The 15,192-nt window shown below is 74.8% G+C and carries 11 protein-coding genes; 5 read left to right on the top strand and 6 right to left on the bottom strand.

What is annotated here, in order from left to right; translation table 11 throughout:
- Window positions 1-134: 134 nt before the first annotated feature.
- The 5 genes from ACIO5E_RS06050 to ACIO5E_RS06030 all read left to right on the top strand — a co-directional run bounded on the left by ACIO5E_RS06050 (window position 135) and on the right by ACIO5E_RS06030 (window position 7,739).
- A complete protein-coding gene (locus ACIO5E_RS06050; protein ID WP_400664234.1) occupies window positions 135-3,599 on the top strand; it encodes an amino acid adenylation domain-containing protein in 3,465 nt (1,154 codons plus the stop codon).
- Window positions 3,596-4,351 carry a leucyl/phenylalanyl-tRNA--protein transferase gene (locus tag ACIO5E_RS06045; RefSeq protein WP_400664232.1) on the top strand — a complete coding sequence of 252 codons (756 nt, stop codon included), beginning with the start codon at window positions 3,596-3,598 and terminating at the stop codon, window positions 4,349-4,351. Before ACIO5E_RS06050 ends, ACIO5E_RS06045 begins: the two co-directional genes overlap by 4 nt.
- Before the next feature lie 160 nt (window positions 4,352-4,511).
- Entirely contained in the window at window positions 4,512-5,147 is a 636-nt protein-coding gene (locus ACIO5E_RS06040) for an SRPBCC family protein (RefSeq protein WP_400664230.1), read from the top strand.
- 123 nt (window positions 5,148-5,270) lie between these two features.
- Window positions 5,271-6,776, top strand: coding sequence for a hypothetical protein (locus ACIO5E_RS06035; protein WP_400664228.1), 1,506 nt, complete (start codon window positions 5,271-5,273; stop codon window positions 6,774-6,776).
- 183 nt (window positions 6,777-6,959) lie between these two features.
- Window positions 6,960-7,739 (top strand): serine hydrolase, encoded by a 780-nt coding sequence (locus tag ACIO5E_RS06030; protein WP_400664227.1) that lies wholly within the window; start codon window positions 6,960-6,962, stop codon window positions 7,737-7,739.
- A 395-nt stretch (window positions 7,740-8,134) separates the two neighbouring features.
- On the opposite strand, the gene ACIO5E_RS06025 is transcribed toward ACIO5E_RS06030, so the two are convergent.
- From ACIO5E_RS06025 to ACIO5E_RS06000, 6 genes are all read right to left on the bottom strand, one after another.
- The gene (locus ACIO5E_RS06025; protein WP_400664226.1) at window positions 8,135-9,268 is read right to left on the bottom strand and encodes an FAD-dependent monooxygenase; all 1,134 of its coding nucleotides are present in this window, start codon (window positions 9,266-9,268) and stop codon (window positions 8,135-8,137) included.
- Window positions 9,269-9,297: 29 nt separating this feature from the next.
- The gene (locus tag ACIO5E_RS06020) at window positions 9,298-9,900 is read right to left on the bottom strand and encodes a GTP-binding protein (protein WP_400664225.1); all 603 of its coding nucleotides are present in this window, start codon (window positions 9,898-9,900) and stop codon (window positions 9,298-9,300) included.
- 3 nt (window positions 9,901-9,903) lie between these two features.
- Window positions 9,904-10,362: a DUF742 domain-containing protein gene (locus ACIO5E_RS06015; RefSeq protein WP_400664224.1), complete on the bottom strand. Its 459-nt coding sequence runs from the start codon at window positions 10,360-10,362 to the stop codon at window positions 9,904-9,906.
- 5 nt (window positions 10,363-10,367) lie between these two features.
- A complete protein-coding gene (locus tag ACIO5E_RS06010; protein ID WP_400664223.1) occupies window positions 10,368-10,823 on the bottom strand; it encodes a roadblock/LC7 domain-containing protein in 456 nt (151 codons plus the stop codon).
- Complete coding sequence (locus ACIO5E_RS06005) at window positions 10,820-13,786, bottom strand: nitrate- and nitrite sensing domain-containing protein (protein WP_400664222.1); 2,967 nt, start codon at window positions 13,784-13,786, stop codon at window positions 10,820-10,822. Before ACIO5E_RS06005 ends, ACIO5E_RS06010 begins: the two co-directional genes overlap by 4 nt.
- A gap of 545 nt (window positions 13,787-14,331) precedes the next feature.
- Window positions 14,332-15,024: a FadR/GntR family transcriptional regulator gene (locus tag ACIO5E_RS06000; protein WP_400664456.1), complete on the bottom strand. Its 693-nt coding sequence runs from the start codon at window positions 15,022-15,024 to the stop codon at window positions 14,332-14,334.
- Between the last annotated feature and the right edge of the window lie 168 nt (window positions 15,025-15,192).

The following is a 15,192-nucleotide window of genomic DNA, read 5'->3' as shown; positions in this document are numbered from 1 at the left end:
CCGGCCGGTCGGACGGGGGAGTTCGGGCGAGGGCGGGTCTTGGCGGTGGAGGGGTCATCTCGTTCCGGGCCGACGGGCGCACAGGACCGTCACGTCCGGTCGGATCGCGATCGGACGCTCTCCCTGTGGCGTGAGTGCGTATAGTCGGAAATGTCGCACCTCCCAGCATTCTGCCGCCACAGCACGAGGTCAAGCCGGTGGACGACGCAGCAGACAGCGCACAGGGCGTACGCACGGATGTGAACTCCGGGCGTCACGCCGTGGTTCGAAACGACGACGGTCAGTATGCGATCTGGCCCGGCGACTTGACCGTGCCGGGCGGTTGGCAGCGGGTGTACGGGCCGGCCGCCCGCGCCGCCTGCCGGGCCTACGTGGCGCGCGAGTGGCGCCCGCCCGGGCTCGGGTTCCCCGGGGAGCACCGCCGCGGGCGGGCGGTGGCGGCGGGCCTGGCCGACACCGTGCACGGCCTGTTCGCCTCCCGCGCCGCGCGCGACCCGGACGCGGTCGCCGTGATCGCCGAGGACGCCACGCTGAGCTACCGCGAGCTCGACCGGCGCAGCGACCGGCTGGCCCGCGCGCTGCGGGCCCGCGGGGTCGGCACCGAGCAGGTCGTGCCGGTCTGCCTCGATCGCGGGGCGGGCCTCGTCGTCGCCTGGCTCGGGGTGCTGAAGGCGGGCGCGGCGTTCCTGCCGTTGGACCCGGGGTTCCCGGAGCGGCGGCTCGCCCGGCTCGTCGAGGACTGCGGGGCGCGGGTGGCCGTCACGGACGGTAGGGACCTGCCGGGTGCCGAGTCGCTCGCGGTGGACGCCGGGGGGTCAACCGGCCCGCTGCCCGAGGGCCGCTCGCCGGACGGCGCCGGGCCGGACGGCGCCCTGCCGGACGATGACCTGTCGGACGGCGCCCTGTCGGACGACGTCGGGCCCGACGACCTCGCGTACCTGATCTACACCTCCGGCACCACCGGCACCCCCAAGGGCGTCCCGGTCACCCACCGCTCGCTGGTGTTCACCCTCGACCGGGTCGTCCGCGGCTACGGGCTCACCCCCGGCGAGCGGGTCCTGCAACTCGCCGCGCTCGGCTTCGACACCGCGCTGGAGCAGGTCTTCGCGGCCCTGCACGCCGGGGCCACCCTCGTCACCGGCGGCGGTCGCACCTGGGCGCCCACCGAACTGGTGCAGCGGATGGACGAGCTCGGCCTCGCCGTCGTCGACCTCACCCCCGCGTACTGGCACCACGTGCTCGCGCTGCTCCCGCCCGGCGGACCCGGCCCGGACGGGCTGCGGCTGGTCCTGGTCGGCGGGGACGCCGTGCACGCCGACGACTGCCGCACCTGCCTGGACCGGCTGCCCGGCGTCCGTCTGGTCAACGCCTACGGGGTCACCGAGGCCGCCGTCACCTCCACGCTCTGCGAGGTCACCCCCGCCCTGCTGGACGCCGCGCCGGGCGGGCCGGCCGCGCCGGTGCCGATCGGCCGACCGCTGCCCGGCGTGCGGGTGCACGTGCTGGACGCCCGGCTCAATCCCGTCCGGCCCGGCGAGAAGGGCGAGATCCACCTCGGTGGGCCCGGCCTCGCGCGCGGCTACTGGCGGGCCCCCGTGTCGACCGCCGAATCCTTCCTGCCCGACCCGTACGCGCCGGTGCCCGGCGAGCGGATGTACCGCACCGGCGACGCCGGGCGCTGGCGGGCCGACGGACAGCTGGAGATCTTCGGCCGCTTCGACGACCAGGTGAAGGTGCGCGGCTACCGCGTCGACCCCGCCGAGATCGAGGCCGTCCTCGCCGCCCACCCCGAGGTCCGGCAGGCCCGGGTCGCCGCCGACGGCAGCCACGTGCTCACCGCCTACTACACGCTCGCCGACGGCGCTGCCGACGCCGGCACTGCCGCCGGATCCTGGGCCCGCCGCGTCCGGATCCGCGCCTACCTGGCCGAACGGCTGCCCGCGTACCTGGTCCCGACCGAGTTCGTGGTGCTGGCGGACCTGCCGCTCACCCCGGCCGGGAAGGTCGACCGCCGCCTCCTGGCACGTGCCGAGCCACGGGCGCACCGGCCCGACGGCGGGTCGAACACGCCCGACGGCGGGCCCCGTGCGCCGGACGACGGACCGCACGCGTTCGACGGAACCGTCGAGGCCGCGATCGGGCACCTGTGGACCGAACTGCTCGGCGTCGAGGAGGTCGGCCCCGCCGACGACTTCTTCGCCCTCGGCGGCAACTCGCTGCTCGCCATGGAGATGCTCGCCCGCGCCCGGATCATGCTCGGCATCGACGTCACCCGGATCCGCGCGCTCACCCGCGCCCTGCTGCGCGACGCCACCCTGCGCGCCTTCGCGACCGCCGTCCGGCTCGCCCGCGCCGACGGCTCCGGCACCGGCGAGACCGCCGTCGACTGGGCCGCCGAAGCCCGACTCACCCACCCCGTGGCGCAGTCCTGGAGCCCCGCGCCCAGCCGCGCCGAGCCCGCCGAGATCCTGCTCACCGGCGCGACCGGCTTCTGCGGCGCCCACCTGCTGCACGCCCTGCTCGCCACCACCGGGGCCCGGATCCACTGCCTGGTCCGCGCCCCGGACGAGGAGCACGCGCTGGAACGCCTGCGCGCCGCCCAGCAGCGCTTCCTGCGGCACGACCTCGTCGACACCCGGGTGGTGCCGCTGGTCGGCGACCTCGCCGAGCCCGGACTCGGATTGACGCGGCGTCAGTTCGACCGGCTGGCCGGGATCCTGGACGCCATCCACCACCTCGGCGGGCAGGTCAACTTCATCTACCCGTACCACCAGCTGCGCGGGCCCAACGTCGGCGGCACCCGCGAGATCGTCCGGCTCGCCGGGCACAGCCGGGGCATACCCGTGCACTACCTGTCCACGCTCGCCGTGCTGGCCGGCTTCGGCGCGGCCCGCGTCGGCGAGGTCACCGAGCGGACCCCGCTCGCCCACCCCGACAAGCTCGGCGTCGGCTACGTCGAGAGCAAGTGGGTCGCCGAACAGCTGCTGCACAACGCGGCCGCCGCCGGGCTGCCGGTCACCGTGCTGCGCACCAACGACGTCACCGGGGATCTGGCCACCGGCGTGATGAACACCGGCACCGAGATCTGCGCGCTCATCAAGTACCTGGCGGACAGCGGCACCTGCCCGGACGTGCGGCTGCTGCTCGACTTCGTGCCGGCCGACCGGTTCGGACGGGCCGTCGCCCACATCGCCGCCCACGCCCCCGCCAACGGCGAGGTCTACCACCTGACCTCGCCGGACCCGGCCGTCCTCGCCGACCTCGCCGAACGGCTCCGGGCGCGCGGCCACCCGATCGCCGAACTCCCGTACGGGGAGTGGGTGCAGGGCCTGGTCCGGTTCGCCGCCGGGCACCCCGGCCACCCCATCACGCCGTTCGTCCCGCTGTTCGTCGACCGCGCCCCCGGGTCGCAGCTGTCGCTCAGTGAGATGTACTTCCGGCCCACCTTCCCGCGCTTCGACCGGACCAACACCGATGCCGCGCTCGCCGGCAGCGGGATCGAACTGCCCGCCGTCGACGCCGGGCTGCTCGACCACTACCTGCGCCGGCTGGCCGCGGAGGGCTTCCTCGGGCCGCCGCCGGAGGCGCGGCGCGGATGAGCGTCTTCGACGGGGTGGACGTCCGAGGCGGGCCCGGGGACGGGCCGGTGGCGTTCGGGGCCGGGCTCGGAGCGCAGGAGCTGCTGGCGGCGTACCGGCGCGGCCTGTTCCCGATGCCGGCGGCGGACGAGTACGCGAGCGCGTACAACGAGGCGCGGTACGAACGGGCGGTCGGGACGGGGGAGTCGGCGCTGCTGCCCGGCGGCGACGATCCGTACGCGCTGGCCTGGTGGTCGCCCGACCCCCGGCCCGTCCTGTCGCCCGGCGGCGTCCGGCTCGGCAGCCGGCTGGCCCGGCGGCTGCGCCACCGGTCGCCGTGGTGGACCAGTGCCGACCGGGCCTTCGGCGAGGTTCTGGCCCGCTGCGCCGAGGGCCGCCGACCCGTCTGGCTGACCGAGGAGTTGAGGTCCGGGCTGGCCCGGCTGCACGCTCTCGGCGTCGCCCACAGCGGTGAGGTGTGGGAGGGGGAGGAGCTGGTCGGCGGGGCGTTCGGCGTGGCCGTCGGGCCCGTCCTCAGCCTCGACTCGATGTTCCACCGCCGTCCGGACGCCGCCCGCGTCGCCGTCGCCGACCTCGGGGCGCGGTTCGCCGCGGCCGGCGGGCGACTGCTCGACGCCCAGTGGGACGGGCCGTACGTCCGCAGCCTCGGCGCCGAGCCGATGCCCCGTGCCCGGTACCTGGCCGAGCTGGCGGCGGAGGTGCCGGTGGGTCCGCTGTCGGGCGAGGCGCTGCCGGTGGCACGACTGGTCTGACCTGCGGGTTCGGCGAGGCTCGTAGGGCTATGCGCTCAAGGGATGGTGAGAGGTTCTAGCGAAACCTGTTGACCACTCACGCCGCGTCGCGTTATAACGTCTAACGAACGCGCTGGCATCTATCGCGGCGCGACAAACCGACCGACCGAGGGGAACTCCCATGTCCGGCCTCCGCAGCACCGGAATCCGCACCGCCCTGCTCGCCGTCCCGCTCGCCGTCAGCCTCATCGGCGCCGCCGCCGCACCCGCCGGGGCCGCCGCCTCCCGACCCGTCGCGTCCCTCACCTGCCGGGGGAAGGGCGTCGACCCCGAGGCCCTTGTCCGCTACCGCGCCGAGACCGTGATCGACGCGCCGCTGCGCACCATCTGGAAGGTGCAGACCGACGTGGAGCGCTGGCCGTCCTGGCAGGGCACCGTCGAGACCGTGGAGCGCCTCGACGACGGCCCGTTCCGCAAGGGTTCGGCCTTCCGGTGGACGGCCCCGATACCCCCGAACCCCTCGACTCCCGCCACCAGCCTGGAGATCACCTCGACCGTCGAGCAGCTCGAGCGCGGCTCCTGCATCCGCTGGACCGGCCCGGCGACCGGCGAGGGGCTGCGCATCGACGGCGTCCACGTCTGGAACTTCACGAAGGTGAAGGGGGGCGTCCGGGTGAGCACCGAGGAGACCCACGCCGGTGCCCAGGTCGACGCGAACGTTCCCTTCGCGACCGAGATCCTCCGCCAGGGTCTCGACGCCTGGCTGCGGGACCTCAAGGCCACCGCCGAGGCCCGCGCCCATCACCAGTCGAGCTGAGCCGCGAACCGAAGTCCGCGGTCAGGCCGTCCGCCGTTGTCGGGGCGGGCGGCCTGACCTGTGGTTCGGCGTGGCTTGGCCGGTCTTCGACAAAGTTATTCCCCGTCAGTAACATGACGCCGCGTGTTCAAAAGCTCCATAGGCAGGGCTACTGCCCCCGCCTTCCTCACCCTCGTCCTCGCCGGGGTCGCCGCGTGCGGGCCGACCACCCCCGGTACCCCGCAGGCCGCCGTCGGCACCCCCGAACCGGCCGCCACCACCGCCGCCACCCCGGCAGCCGCCACCGGCGGCCCGACCGCCGCACAGCCCGCGGGCACCCCCCGCGCCCGGGCCGCCGCCCCGAGCCAGACCCCCGCCACCGGGCGGCCGACCGCCGCCGCCGTCGGCGCACCGGTCACCGCCGCCCCGGCCGGCGAGCGGCAGGCCGCCATCGCCGCCCCCGCCAAGGACGGCGGCGCGGCCACCGCCGCCACCCAGAACCTCCAACTCACCGCCTACGACCCGGCGGGCGGCACGGCCGTCCTCTCGGCGCCGCCGTCCGCGAGCCCCACGGCCACCGCCACGGCCACTCCCACCCCTGCGGTCCAGCCCGGGCAGCTGATCGCCAGCCCGCCCACCGCCGCCGCGCCGCAGGGCGCGCTGGTCGCCGTCACCGGGGTCCGCCCCGGCGCGGGCGCCAGCCTCAACCTCACCACCCGCCCGGCCACCCTCGCCGAACTCCTCGGCGGCACCGAGGCGGACGGCAGCGTCCCCGTCGACCCGCACGGCATCACCGTCACCCCGCTGGTCAAGGACCTCAAGGCCACCGTCGGCGCGGGCGTCACGGGCGTGCAGGCCGACGCCTCCGGGACCCTGGAGGTCGACGTCAAGGCCCCCGTCCCGCTGCCCGACGGCGCGAGCGTGGACGCCTCCGGCTCCCTCCAGCTCCACCCCGCCGTCCACTTCGCGTACCACGGAGCGGCCGCCGGCAGCCCGCGTACGGCGTCGATCGGCTTCGACCTCGGCGCCCACGTGCAGTGGAAGGTGACCGGCGACCTCGCCCGCAGTACCGGCGCGGCGCCCGTCCGGCTGCCCTTCGCCAAGCTGCAGGCCAGTCCGGTGCTCACCGTCGCCGGGCTGCCCGTCGTCGTCAACCTCGGCCTCACCTGCTACCTGGAGATCAGCGCCGACGGCCAAGTGCACCTGGAGGCCGAACAGGAGGCCACCGGCACCTGGGCCGTCCGCGCCGACTACACCGGTGGCAAGGGCTGGACCCCCACCACCGACGCCGACACCAAGGTCTCCCCGGTCCGGGTGCGCCTCACCGGCAAGGCCGGCGTCCGCGCCGCCCTCGGTGCCCAGGTCTCCGTCGGCCTCTACGACACCGTCGGCGTCGAGACCACCGTCGCCCCCTACCTGCGGGCCCAGGTCGAGGGCTCGCTGACCGCCGACTCCTCCGGCAACCCGCCGCAGGCCCAGGGCAGTTGGTCCCTGGTCGGCGGCATCGACCTGACCGGCTCGCTGCTCGCCCACCTCAAGGTGTTCGGGACCCCGGTCGTCGAGGGCACGTTCCCGCTTCCCCCGTTCCATCGTGAATGGCCCCTGGCGGCGGGCTCCGTGGCCCTGCCGTCCCCGCGTCCGAGCAGCTGACGATCCGGGAAAACCTCGGAGCACCGCGCGCCGGCGCGGGACCGGCTGCCCCCGTTGGGTCTGTCCGGCCGATCTTGCCGGGCCCGCGACGCCGGGCATCCTTCCCCAGCCTCCGGCCGGGAGAGGCGCCCAACGTCGCGGGCTGATCCGACAAGACAGGCCGGACAGGCCTAGGCTTCGGCCATGCTGTCTGTGGTGGTGGCCCCCTGGGCGGGCGAGGCGGAGCCGGTGTTCGTGCGGGAGCCGGACGAGCTGCACGATGCGGCGAGCACGATGAAGGTGGCGGTGCTGGCGGCGCTGTACCGCAGCGGGGTGGAGCTGGACGCCGAGGTGCCGGTGGTGAACCGCTTCGCGTCGGTCGTGGGCGGGGAGTTCGGCAACGACCCGGCGTGGGACAGCGATCCGCTGCCCTGGGAGCTGGTCGGCACGGCGGCGCCGCTGCGGCTGCTGGCCGAGCGGATGATCACGCACTCCTCCAACCTGGCCACCAACCTGTGCCTGGCGCAGATCGACCGGGCGACGGTGGCCGAGGCGTGGCGGCGGGCCGGGGCGACGCGCAGCGCGAGCCCACGCGGGATCGAGGACTACGCGGCGCGCGACGCGGGCGTCCACAACCGGGTGAGCGCGCGGGATCTGGTGCGGCTGCTGCACTCCCTGGGCGGGGAACCGGAGTTGCTGGCGCTGCTGGAGCACAACGCGTTCCGGGTGGACCTGGCGGCGGGGCTGCCGCCGGGCACCCGGATCGCCTTCAAGAACGGCTGGGTGCCGGGAGCACGGCACAGTGTGGGCCTGGTGCACCCGGAGGACTGCCCGCCGTACCTGATCGCCGTCTGCTACACCGGCCCGCTGGCCTCGGGCGAGGACCGTACGGACCCGGCGGCCCGGCTGCTGGCCCGGGTCTCGGCGGCGGTGTGGGAGCGTCGCGGTCAGATCGGCGGCGGGATCGGCAGGGAGATCGGCTGAGCGCCCGAAGGCTCACCGTACCGGCCCCCTGACGGCAGCCGCCCCCGGCCCGCCCGTACGCCGCCTGGCACGAAGGTGACGGATCGGAGCCGTCGACCCCGCGCGCACCGGCTGGCAGGGTCGGAAGCAGCCCGCGACCGGCGGGATCCACTGCATCCGGGGGACTCCCTTGACGACGACATCCGACAGCCGGGCGGTCACCGGACCGGGCGCCGACCGGTGCCGGCCGTGGACCGAGGGCTGAGGCGGGCGCCGTGGACGACCGCTACGAGCGCCACTGCCTCGCCGACCCGCTGTTCTACGACGACCCCGCCCGCGCCGAGCGCCCGGTTCGCCGCCCGGACTTCTCCACTCCCAGGCCGTTGACCGGCGGGAATGGAGAAGTCGGCCACGTCCTAGTACGGCTGGACCAGGACGTGGGCGGCGCCGGGGATGCCGACCTCGAGCAGCTCGTCCTCCTCCGGGGTGGTGGGCGCGCCGGTCTCCTGCTTGAGGACGGCCCGGGAGAGGGCCTGGACCCACATGGCGCGGGGGCGGCGGCGCTCCTCCCAGGCGGCGAGCGCGGCGGGGACGGTGTCGGCGGTGTCCAGGCTCAGGGCGAGGACGAGGGCGTCCTCGACGGCCATCGCGGCGCCCTGGGCGAGGTGCGGGGTGGAGGCGTGGGCGGCGTCGCCGGCGAGCGCGATCCGGCCGACGTGCCAGGGCTCCTCGACGCTCACCTGGGATATCCGCGAGTAGACGACCGCGGCCGGGTCGGTGACCTGGGCGAGGGCCTCGGCGATCGGGCCGCCGAAGCCGGCCAGGCGTTCGGCGAGCTGCTCGTGGGCGTGCTCGGGGTCGGGCCGGAAGTCCTCGGCCTCGGCGAACACCGAGCCCAGGTACATCAGGTCGTCGCTGATCGGGGTGAGCAGCGCCTTGGCCTTGAGGTTGCCGGTGGACATCACCACGCCCTCGACCTCGGGCGAACGCGGCAGCGTGACGCGCCAGTTGGCGAAGCCGGTGTACTCGGGCGGGTACGTCTCGCCGTAGAGGCGCTTGCGCAGCGGCGAGCCGATGCCGTCGAAGCCGACGACGAGGTCGTAGCGGCCGCCGTGCCCGTCGGTGAGCGTGGCGTCGACGCCGTCGGCGTCCTCGGCGAGTTCGGCGATGGTGGTGCCGAAGCGCAGGTTCGCGCCGGCCCCGGTGGCGGCGGTGGCCAGGATCCGGGCGAGGGCGGGGCGGGGGATGCCGTTGTTGGAGGGGGCGTCGCCCATGCGGGGCTGCGGGATCTTGGCGAGGACGGCCCCGGTCGGGTCGCAGATGGTCAGCACCTCCCACTCGAAGCCGGCGGCGAGGCAGGCGTCCAGGGCGCCGATCTCGCGCATCACGTGCAGGGCGTTGGAGGGCTGGATGATGCCGACGCCGAGTGCCTCCGGCTGGTCGCGGAGCTCGGCGACGTCGACGTGGTGGCCGCGCCGGGCGAGGGCGGTGGCGAGGGTGAGGCCGCCGATGCCGCCGCCGTGGATCAGGACGCGCAGGGGAGAGGTCATGCGGGGTGCTCCAGGGATCGGGGTGCGGGTCAGCCGACGGGGGCGGCGGCGAGGTCCATCAGGTGGTCGACCAGCGCGAGCAGCAGGTCGCGTCCGAAGGCGCGTTCGCGGACGTCGCCGAGCAGCATCGGCACCTGCGGGTCGAGGTCGAGTGCGGCCCGGATCTCGTCGGGGGTACGGGTGTTGTGGCTGTGGAAGCAGTTGATGGCGACGACGAAGGGGATGCCCCGGCTCTCGAAGAAGTCGATGGAGGCGAAGCTGGTGTCGAGCCGCCGGGTGTCGGCGATGACGATGCCGCCGAGGGCGCCGTTGACGAGGTCGTTCCACATGAACCAGAAGCGCTCCTGCCCGGGGGTGCCGAACAGGTAGACGACGAGGTCCGGGCTGACGGTGATCCGGCCGAAGTCGAGGGCGACGGTGGTGGTGTCCTTCTGGTCGACGCCGGACAGGTCGTCCACGCCGACGCTGGCCCGGGTCAGGTACTCCTCGGTGCGCAGCGGGGTGACCTCGCTGACCGAGCCGACGAGGGTGGTCTTGCCGACGCCGAAGCCGCCCGCGATGAGGATCTTGACGGCGGCCGGCGCACTGGGCGCGGCGGCGTCGACGGCACTGCTGGGGTGGGGTGTTGCCATGGTTCAGAGTCTCCGGAGTCCTTCGCGAACGGCCGTGAGCAGGCCGAGGTCCACGCCTCCGGCGGCCCGGGCCACCGAGAGCGGCGCCCGGGCCCGCAGCAGGCCCTGGGCGACCAGGTCGCCCAACAGGATCTTGGTGACCGAGACCGGGAGGTCCAGGCCGGCCGACACCTCGGCGACGGCTGCCGGGCGCCGGCAGCGGTCGAGGATCATCCGGTGCTCGGGCTGGAGGCCGCGGGTACCGGCGCGGCTGCCCCGCGCCAGGGCCCGGTCGGCCTCGTCCTCGACGGTGGTGAGCACGGTGATCAGGGTGAGGTCGTCGCGTTCGGGGGCGGTGCGGCCGCGGGTGATGGTGTACGGGCGCACCATGGCGCCCGCGTCGTCCTCCGCGTCCTCGTCCGGCAGTTCGCTCCAGTGCGGAGCGTCGCCGCGCTGCCAGCCCCCGTTCCCGTACGGGCCCACCGGCGTCAGCCCCGGTTCCGGGCGGCGAAGGCGTCGAAGCCGGCGGGGGAGGCGGAGCCGGTCTCGCCGCGCACCGGGGTGGTCATCTTCTGGCCGACCTGCTGCACCAGGGTGTGCATCGCGACCGACATGACCTCGGCGTCGACCTCCTGGGAGGCGACGACGGCCAGGTGGGTGCCCTGGGCGGCGGCGATGATGAACAGCCAGCACTCGGCCAGTTCGACGATCACCTGGTGGACCGCCCCGCCGTCGAAGAGCTGGCCGACGCCGCGGGCGAGGCTCTGCTGGCCGGTGGCGATGGCGGCGAGGCGCTCGGCGTCGGCCCGTTCGATGGTGCGGGAGTGGCTGACGACCAGGCCGTCATCGGAGAGCAGGACGGCGTTCCTGGTCTCGGGCACCGAGTCGACGAGTCCGTCCAGCAGCCAGTCCAGGTCCTGGTGGGTGGCGATCGTGCGGTTCATGACTGGTCATCCGTTCGTGTGGTTCGGGGGTCCGCGGCCGGCAGGGCCCAGGGGGACGGGTCGGGCGCGGGCGTCGGGGAGCCGGCGGGGGCGGTGGGGGGAGCCGGCGGGGCCGTCAGGCCCGGGGGCAGCGGGTGTTCGCCGCTGTCCTGGGCACGGGCGGCGCGGGACTGGCGCTGGAAGGCGCCGATGGTCGCGCCGGAGCGCTTCGTCGGTCGCTGGAACGGGCCGCCGGCCGGTCCGGTGGCCTGGGGGGTGGCTCCGGCGGCGCCGGTGGGCCCGGTGGTCCGGGGGTCGGTGTCGGGGCGGTGCCCGCCGGCGGGGTCGGCCCACGGCTGCCGGGGCGGCGGCGGGACGCGCAGTTCGGCGGCCAGGCTGGCCTGCCGGACCCGCTGCGGCAGCGGAGGCTGTTCGTTCTCGGCGGGGCTTAGCGGCACCGCGGAGGCGTACTCGCGACGCCGGCGCCGTTCGGCCAGCCGGTAGTGGTCGGCCGGGCGGTACTGCTCGTCGGCGTACGGGGCCTCGGCGTCGGTGACCCGGGCGTAGGCGATGTCCGGGTAGGCGGGCGTGTCGTGCGAGGGCGCCAGGTCGGCCGGGGCGTCGGGGGCCGGGGAGCTGTGCTCGATCGGCTGCTCGGCGTATCCGACGGGGAACGGCGCGGGGTCGGCGGGCGGCGCGGGCTCGGGCATGGACTCGGGCATGGGCATGGGCTCGGGCAGGGGCGGGACGTACTCGACGTGCCCGAAGGCCTGGACGGGTTCGGCCTGCCGATCCGGCGGCAGCTGCCCGAGCAGCGGATCGGGTCCGAGCAGCGGGTCCGGGCCGAGCAGCGGGTTCGCTCCGAGCAGCGGGTCCGGCCCGGGCTGTCCGAGCGGCTCGACGTACGCGGGCTGCGCCACCTGCTGGACCTGCCCGAAGGCCTCCGCCGGCCCGAACGCCTCCACCGCCGTGACGGAGCCCGCGGGCGGGAAGGAGTCGGGGAAGGAGTCCACCGGCGCGACCGGCGGCGCCGCCGGCTCCGGCTCCGGCGCCTCGTTGGAGGCGGTGAGCAGCGCCTTGCGGGAGCGCCGCACGAGCGGGATCGGTTCGGCGGGGACGGCGTCCGGCAGCCCGGCGTCGCCGTCGATGACGAGCTCGTCCGGGACCAGGACGACCACCCGGGTGCCGCCGAAGGCGGACGGCCGGAACTCGACCTTCAGTCCGCTGTGCGCGGCCAGCCGGGCGACGACGAAGAAGCCGAGGCGGATGTCGTCCGCCCGGGCCAGCACGTCGGTGCGGGGCGGGCGGCTCATCAGTTCGTTGGCCGCGTCGTACTGCTCGGGGTCCATGCCGAGGCCGCGGTCCTCGATCTCGACGGCGAGTCCGCGTCCGACCATGGCGGCCCGGACCTCGACCGGGGTGGGCGGCTTGGAGAAGGTGGTCGCGTTCTCCATCAGCTCGGCGAGCACGTGCGCGACCGGGCCGACGGCGCGCTCGGACAGCCACGGGTGGCCCTCGACGTCGATCATGATCCGGCGGTAGTCCTGCACCTCGCCCTGCGCGGCACGCAGCACGTCCAGCAGCGGGACGGGCTTGCGCCAGCGCCGCTGGGGCTGGCCGCCGGCCATGATGACGAGGTTCTCCTCGTAGCGGCGCAGGCGGGCGGTGAGGTGGTCGAGGTCGAACAGGCCCTCCAGGACCTCCGGGTCCTCGTGCTTGCGCTCCAGCTCGTCGAGCTTGCGCAGCTGGCGGCCGATCAGCAGCTGGGTGCGGCGGGCGATGCGCTGGAGCAGGCGCTCGAAGCCGCGGTGCTGCTCGGCCTGCTTGACGGCGGCCTCCACGGCGGAGGCGCGGGCCAGGTTGAGGGCCTGGCCGAGGCGGGCGATCTCGTCGGTGCCGTTGCCGTTCGGACCGTCGGTGATGCTGCGGCTGTCGGCCTCGACGTCGACCTGCTCGCCGCGGCCGAGGCGCTCGACGACCTCGGGGAGGGTGCGCTCCATCTCCTCGGCCTGGGTGTGCAGTTCCTTGATGCGCCGGCGCAGCGAGCGGCTGAGCCGCCAGGAGGCGATGATCACCGCGACGACCGTGATCAGGCCGACGACGGTGGTCAGGACGACCTTGGTGAGCAGCGAGAGGATGGCGCCCTTGCCGACGTCGACGATGCCGCTGGTGCGGGTCTCGATGGCCTTGACCAGCGACGGGTTGAGCTGGTCGAGGGCCTGGCGCCACTGGTCCTGCGCGGCGGGGAGCTTGACGGTGCCGTTGCTCTCGGCGGCGGTGGGCTTGGTGAGCGACTGCTCGACGGCGGCCTTGGCCTGCCAGGCGGGGCTGTTCATCAGGTCGTGCCAGGCGGCCGCCTCGCCGTCCGGGATGTACGGGACGACCTGGACGGTGAACAGGTGCTCCTGCGCCCCGATGGCCTGCTGGACCTGCTGGTAGTCGCTGACGGTGAGCCGCCCGGTGGGCCAGCCGCGAGCCAGGATGGCGTCCTCGCGGGCGAGCATCTCCTTGGCCCAGAAGGCGTTCACCAGGGTCTTGGAGATCCAGGTGACCTCGCCGGTGTCGACGTGGCTGAGCGCGGTGAACAGCCGCAGGTCGACGGCGATCAGGTCGGTGTAGTACGCGTAGAGGGACTGCTGGTCGATCGAGCCGTGGTCGACGGCGGCGCGCTGTTCGGCCAGCTTGCCCATCGCCTGGCGGGCCTCGGCGACGGCGGTGCGGACGTCGTCGGGGGCGTTGTCGGCGGTCTCGCCGGAGAGGGCCTGGAACTGGCGCACCGCGTCGTCGGTCTGCTGCCGCTGGCGGCGCAGCTGGTCGGCGTTGGCACCGGGCCGGGCGAGCGCCTCGGCGCTGAGCCGGCGCTCCTCCTGGAGGTTGTAGTAGACGATGTTGGACGGCTGGCCGGCCTTCTGGGCGAGCATGCCCTGTGCGGCCTGGCGCTGGAAGTCGAAGACGGTTTCACCGCTGGTGACCGCCCACAGCACGGCGAGGGCGATGCTGGGGACGACGGCGAGGACGAGCAGCGCCGTCCGCAGTGACAGGCGCGGACGCCTGCGGGGGGCCTTCGGCGTCGGGGGCCGCCGATTCGCACGCGCGCGCAGAACAGACTCCTTGGGGATGGCGGCCGGCCTGATCGGGGCGGGCCGTCCGGGGCACGGGCTTTGACGAGGCGATACTAGTCATACCGTGTGATTGGAGTGAAAGTGCGTTCGCCGCCTGGACCGTGCTCACACACGCTCCGGACACAATGTCACCTGATGGTTGATCGTGCGTGTTCGAAGCATCCCAGTTCGGGGCGGGTTGACGGAGTGTCGGGACGGGGCGTGGGTGTCGTGGTGGCCGCCGTGTGAAAACTGTGTGCCCGCGCTCCGGATATCCGGCCGGTCGATCGGTCGATCGGTCGGCCGGCCGGCCGTTCCGGGCTCTGCGTCGCTCTCGGGGGTGCCCGCCGCACGTCCCGTGTCGGCCCCGCGTCCCGCGCCCCGTGTCGGCCCCGTGTCCCGCGTCCCGTGTCGGCCCCGCTTGGGCTCTAGTCGGCCAGCAGGCGCGACCGGGTGGCCTCCAGCTCGGCCGCCAGGACCCGCCCGGCCTCCTCGGGGTCGCCCCGGTGCAGCGCTCGGACGAGGTCCGCGTGCGAGTCGTAGCCGTGGTGCGGGTCCCCGCTGCGCAGCCCCAGCAGGCCCACCAGTACCACCAGGTGCTCCCTCAGGACCGGGGCGAACTGGGCGAAGAGGTCGTCCAGCACCGGGTTGTGCGCGGCCGCCACCACGGCGGTGTGCAGCGCGATGTCGGCGTCCACGAAGGCCGCGTCGTCCGCGTCGCCCGCCGCCAGCCGGGTCGCCAGCGCCGTGTCCACCGCGGCGAGGTCCGCCTCCGTCCGGCGGACCGCCGCCAGTCGGGCCGCCTGCACCTCGACCATGGTGCGCACCTCGTAGACGTGCGCCAGCTCCGCCCGGCGCAGCCGGGTCGGCCAGTCGACGGCGGGCCGGTGGGCCGTCACGAACACGCCCGAGCCCTGCCGGCTCTGCACCATCCCGGCCCCGGCCAGCGCGCGCAGCGCCTCCCGGACGGTCGAGCGGCCGACGCCCAGCTCCTTCGCCAGGGCGACCTCTCCCGGCAGCTTCCCGCCCACCGGCCAGTGTCCGGCGGTGATCTGCTCCTCGAGCTGCCGGGTGGCCTGGTCGACCAGGGGGGAGCGGTGCAGGGGGCCGAGCGGGGACATCGCGTTCACCTGTCAGGTTGTCTGAGGAGTTGTTCCGTGGTTAGTCTACCCGGCATGCAGCCGTGGAGTCTTCCCCTGGGTGGCCTTCTTCTTGGTGGCCGCAGCGGGGCGTGACCGGACCGGCACCCCGCTGCGGGGCGCCGTCCTGCCGGTCCACCGGTACCTCCG

Source organism: Kitasatospora sp. NPDC087314 (genome assembly GCF_044744365.1).
In the GTDB taxonomy this organism is placed as follows: Bacteria; Actinomycetota; Actinomycetes; order Streptomycetales; family Streptomycetaceae; genus Kitasatospora.
The sequence above is the reverse complement of the archived record's forward strand: the minus strand, read 5'-3'. Positions and strand labels throughout refer to the sequence as shown.

Excerpts from the sequence above, each read along its gene's own strand:
- ACIO5E_RS06045 (WP_400664232.1), top strand. The coding sequence starts at position 3,596 with ATGAGCGTCTTCGACGGGGTGGACGTCCGAGGCGGGCCCGGGGACGGG.
- ACIO5E_RS06040 (WP_400664230.1), top strand. The coding sequence starts at position 4,512 with ATGTCCGGCCTCCGCAGCACCGGAATCCGCACCGCCCTGCTCGCCGTC.
- ACIO5E_RS06030 (WP_400664227.1), top strand. The coding sequence starts at position 6,960 with ATGCTGTCTGTGGTGGTGGCCCCCTGGGCGGGCGAGGCGGAGCCGGTG.
- ACIO5E_RS06025 (WP_400664226.1), bottom strand. The coding sequence starts at position 9,268 with ATGACCTCTCCCCTGCGCGTCCTGATCCACGGCGGCGGCATCGGCGGC.
- ACIO5E_RS06020 (WP_400664225.1), bottom strand. The coding sequence starts at position 9,900 with ATGGCAACACCCCACCCCAGCAGTGCCGTCGACGCCGCCGCGCCCAGT.
- ACIO5E_RS06010 (WP_400664223.1), bottom strand. The coding sequence starts at position 10,823 with ATGAACCGCACGATCGCCACCCACCAGGACCTGGACTGGCTGCTGGAC.
- ACIO5E_RS06000 (WP_400664456.1), bottom strand. The coding sequence starts at position 15,024 with ATGTCCCCGCTCGGCCCCCTGCACCGCTCCCCCCTGGTCGACCAGGCC.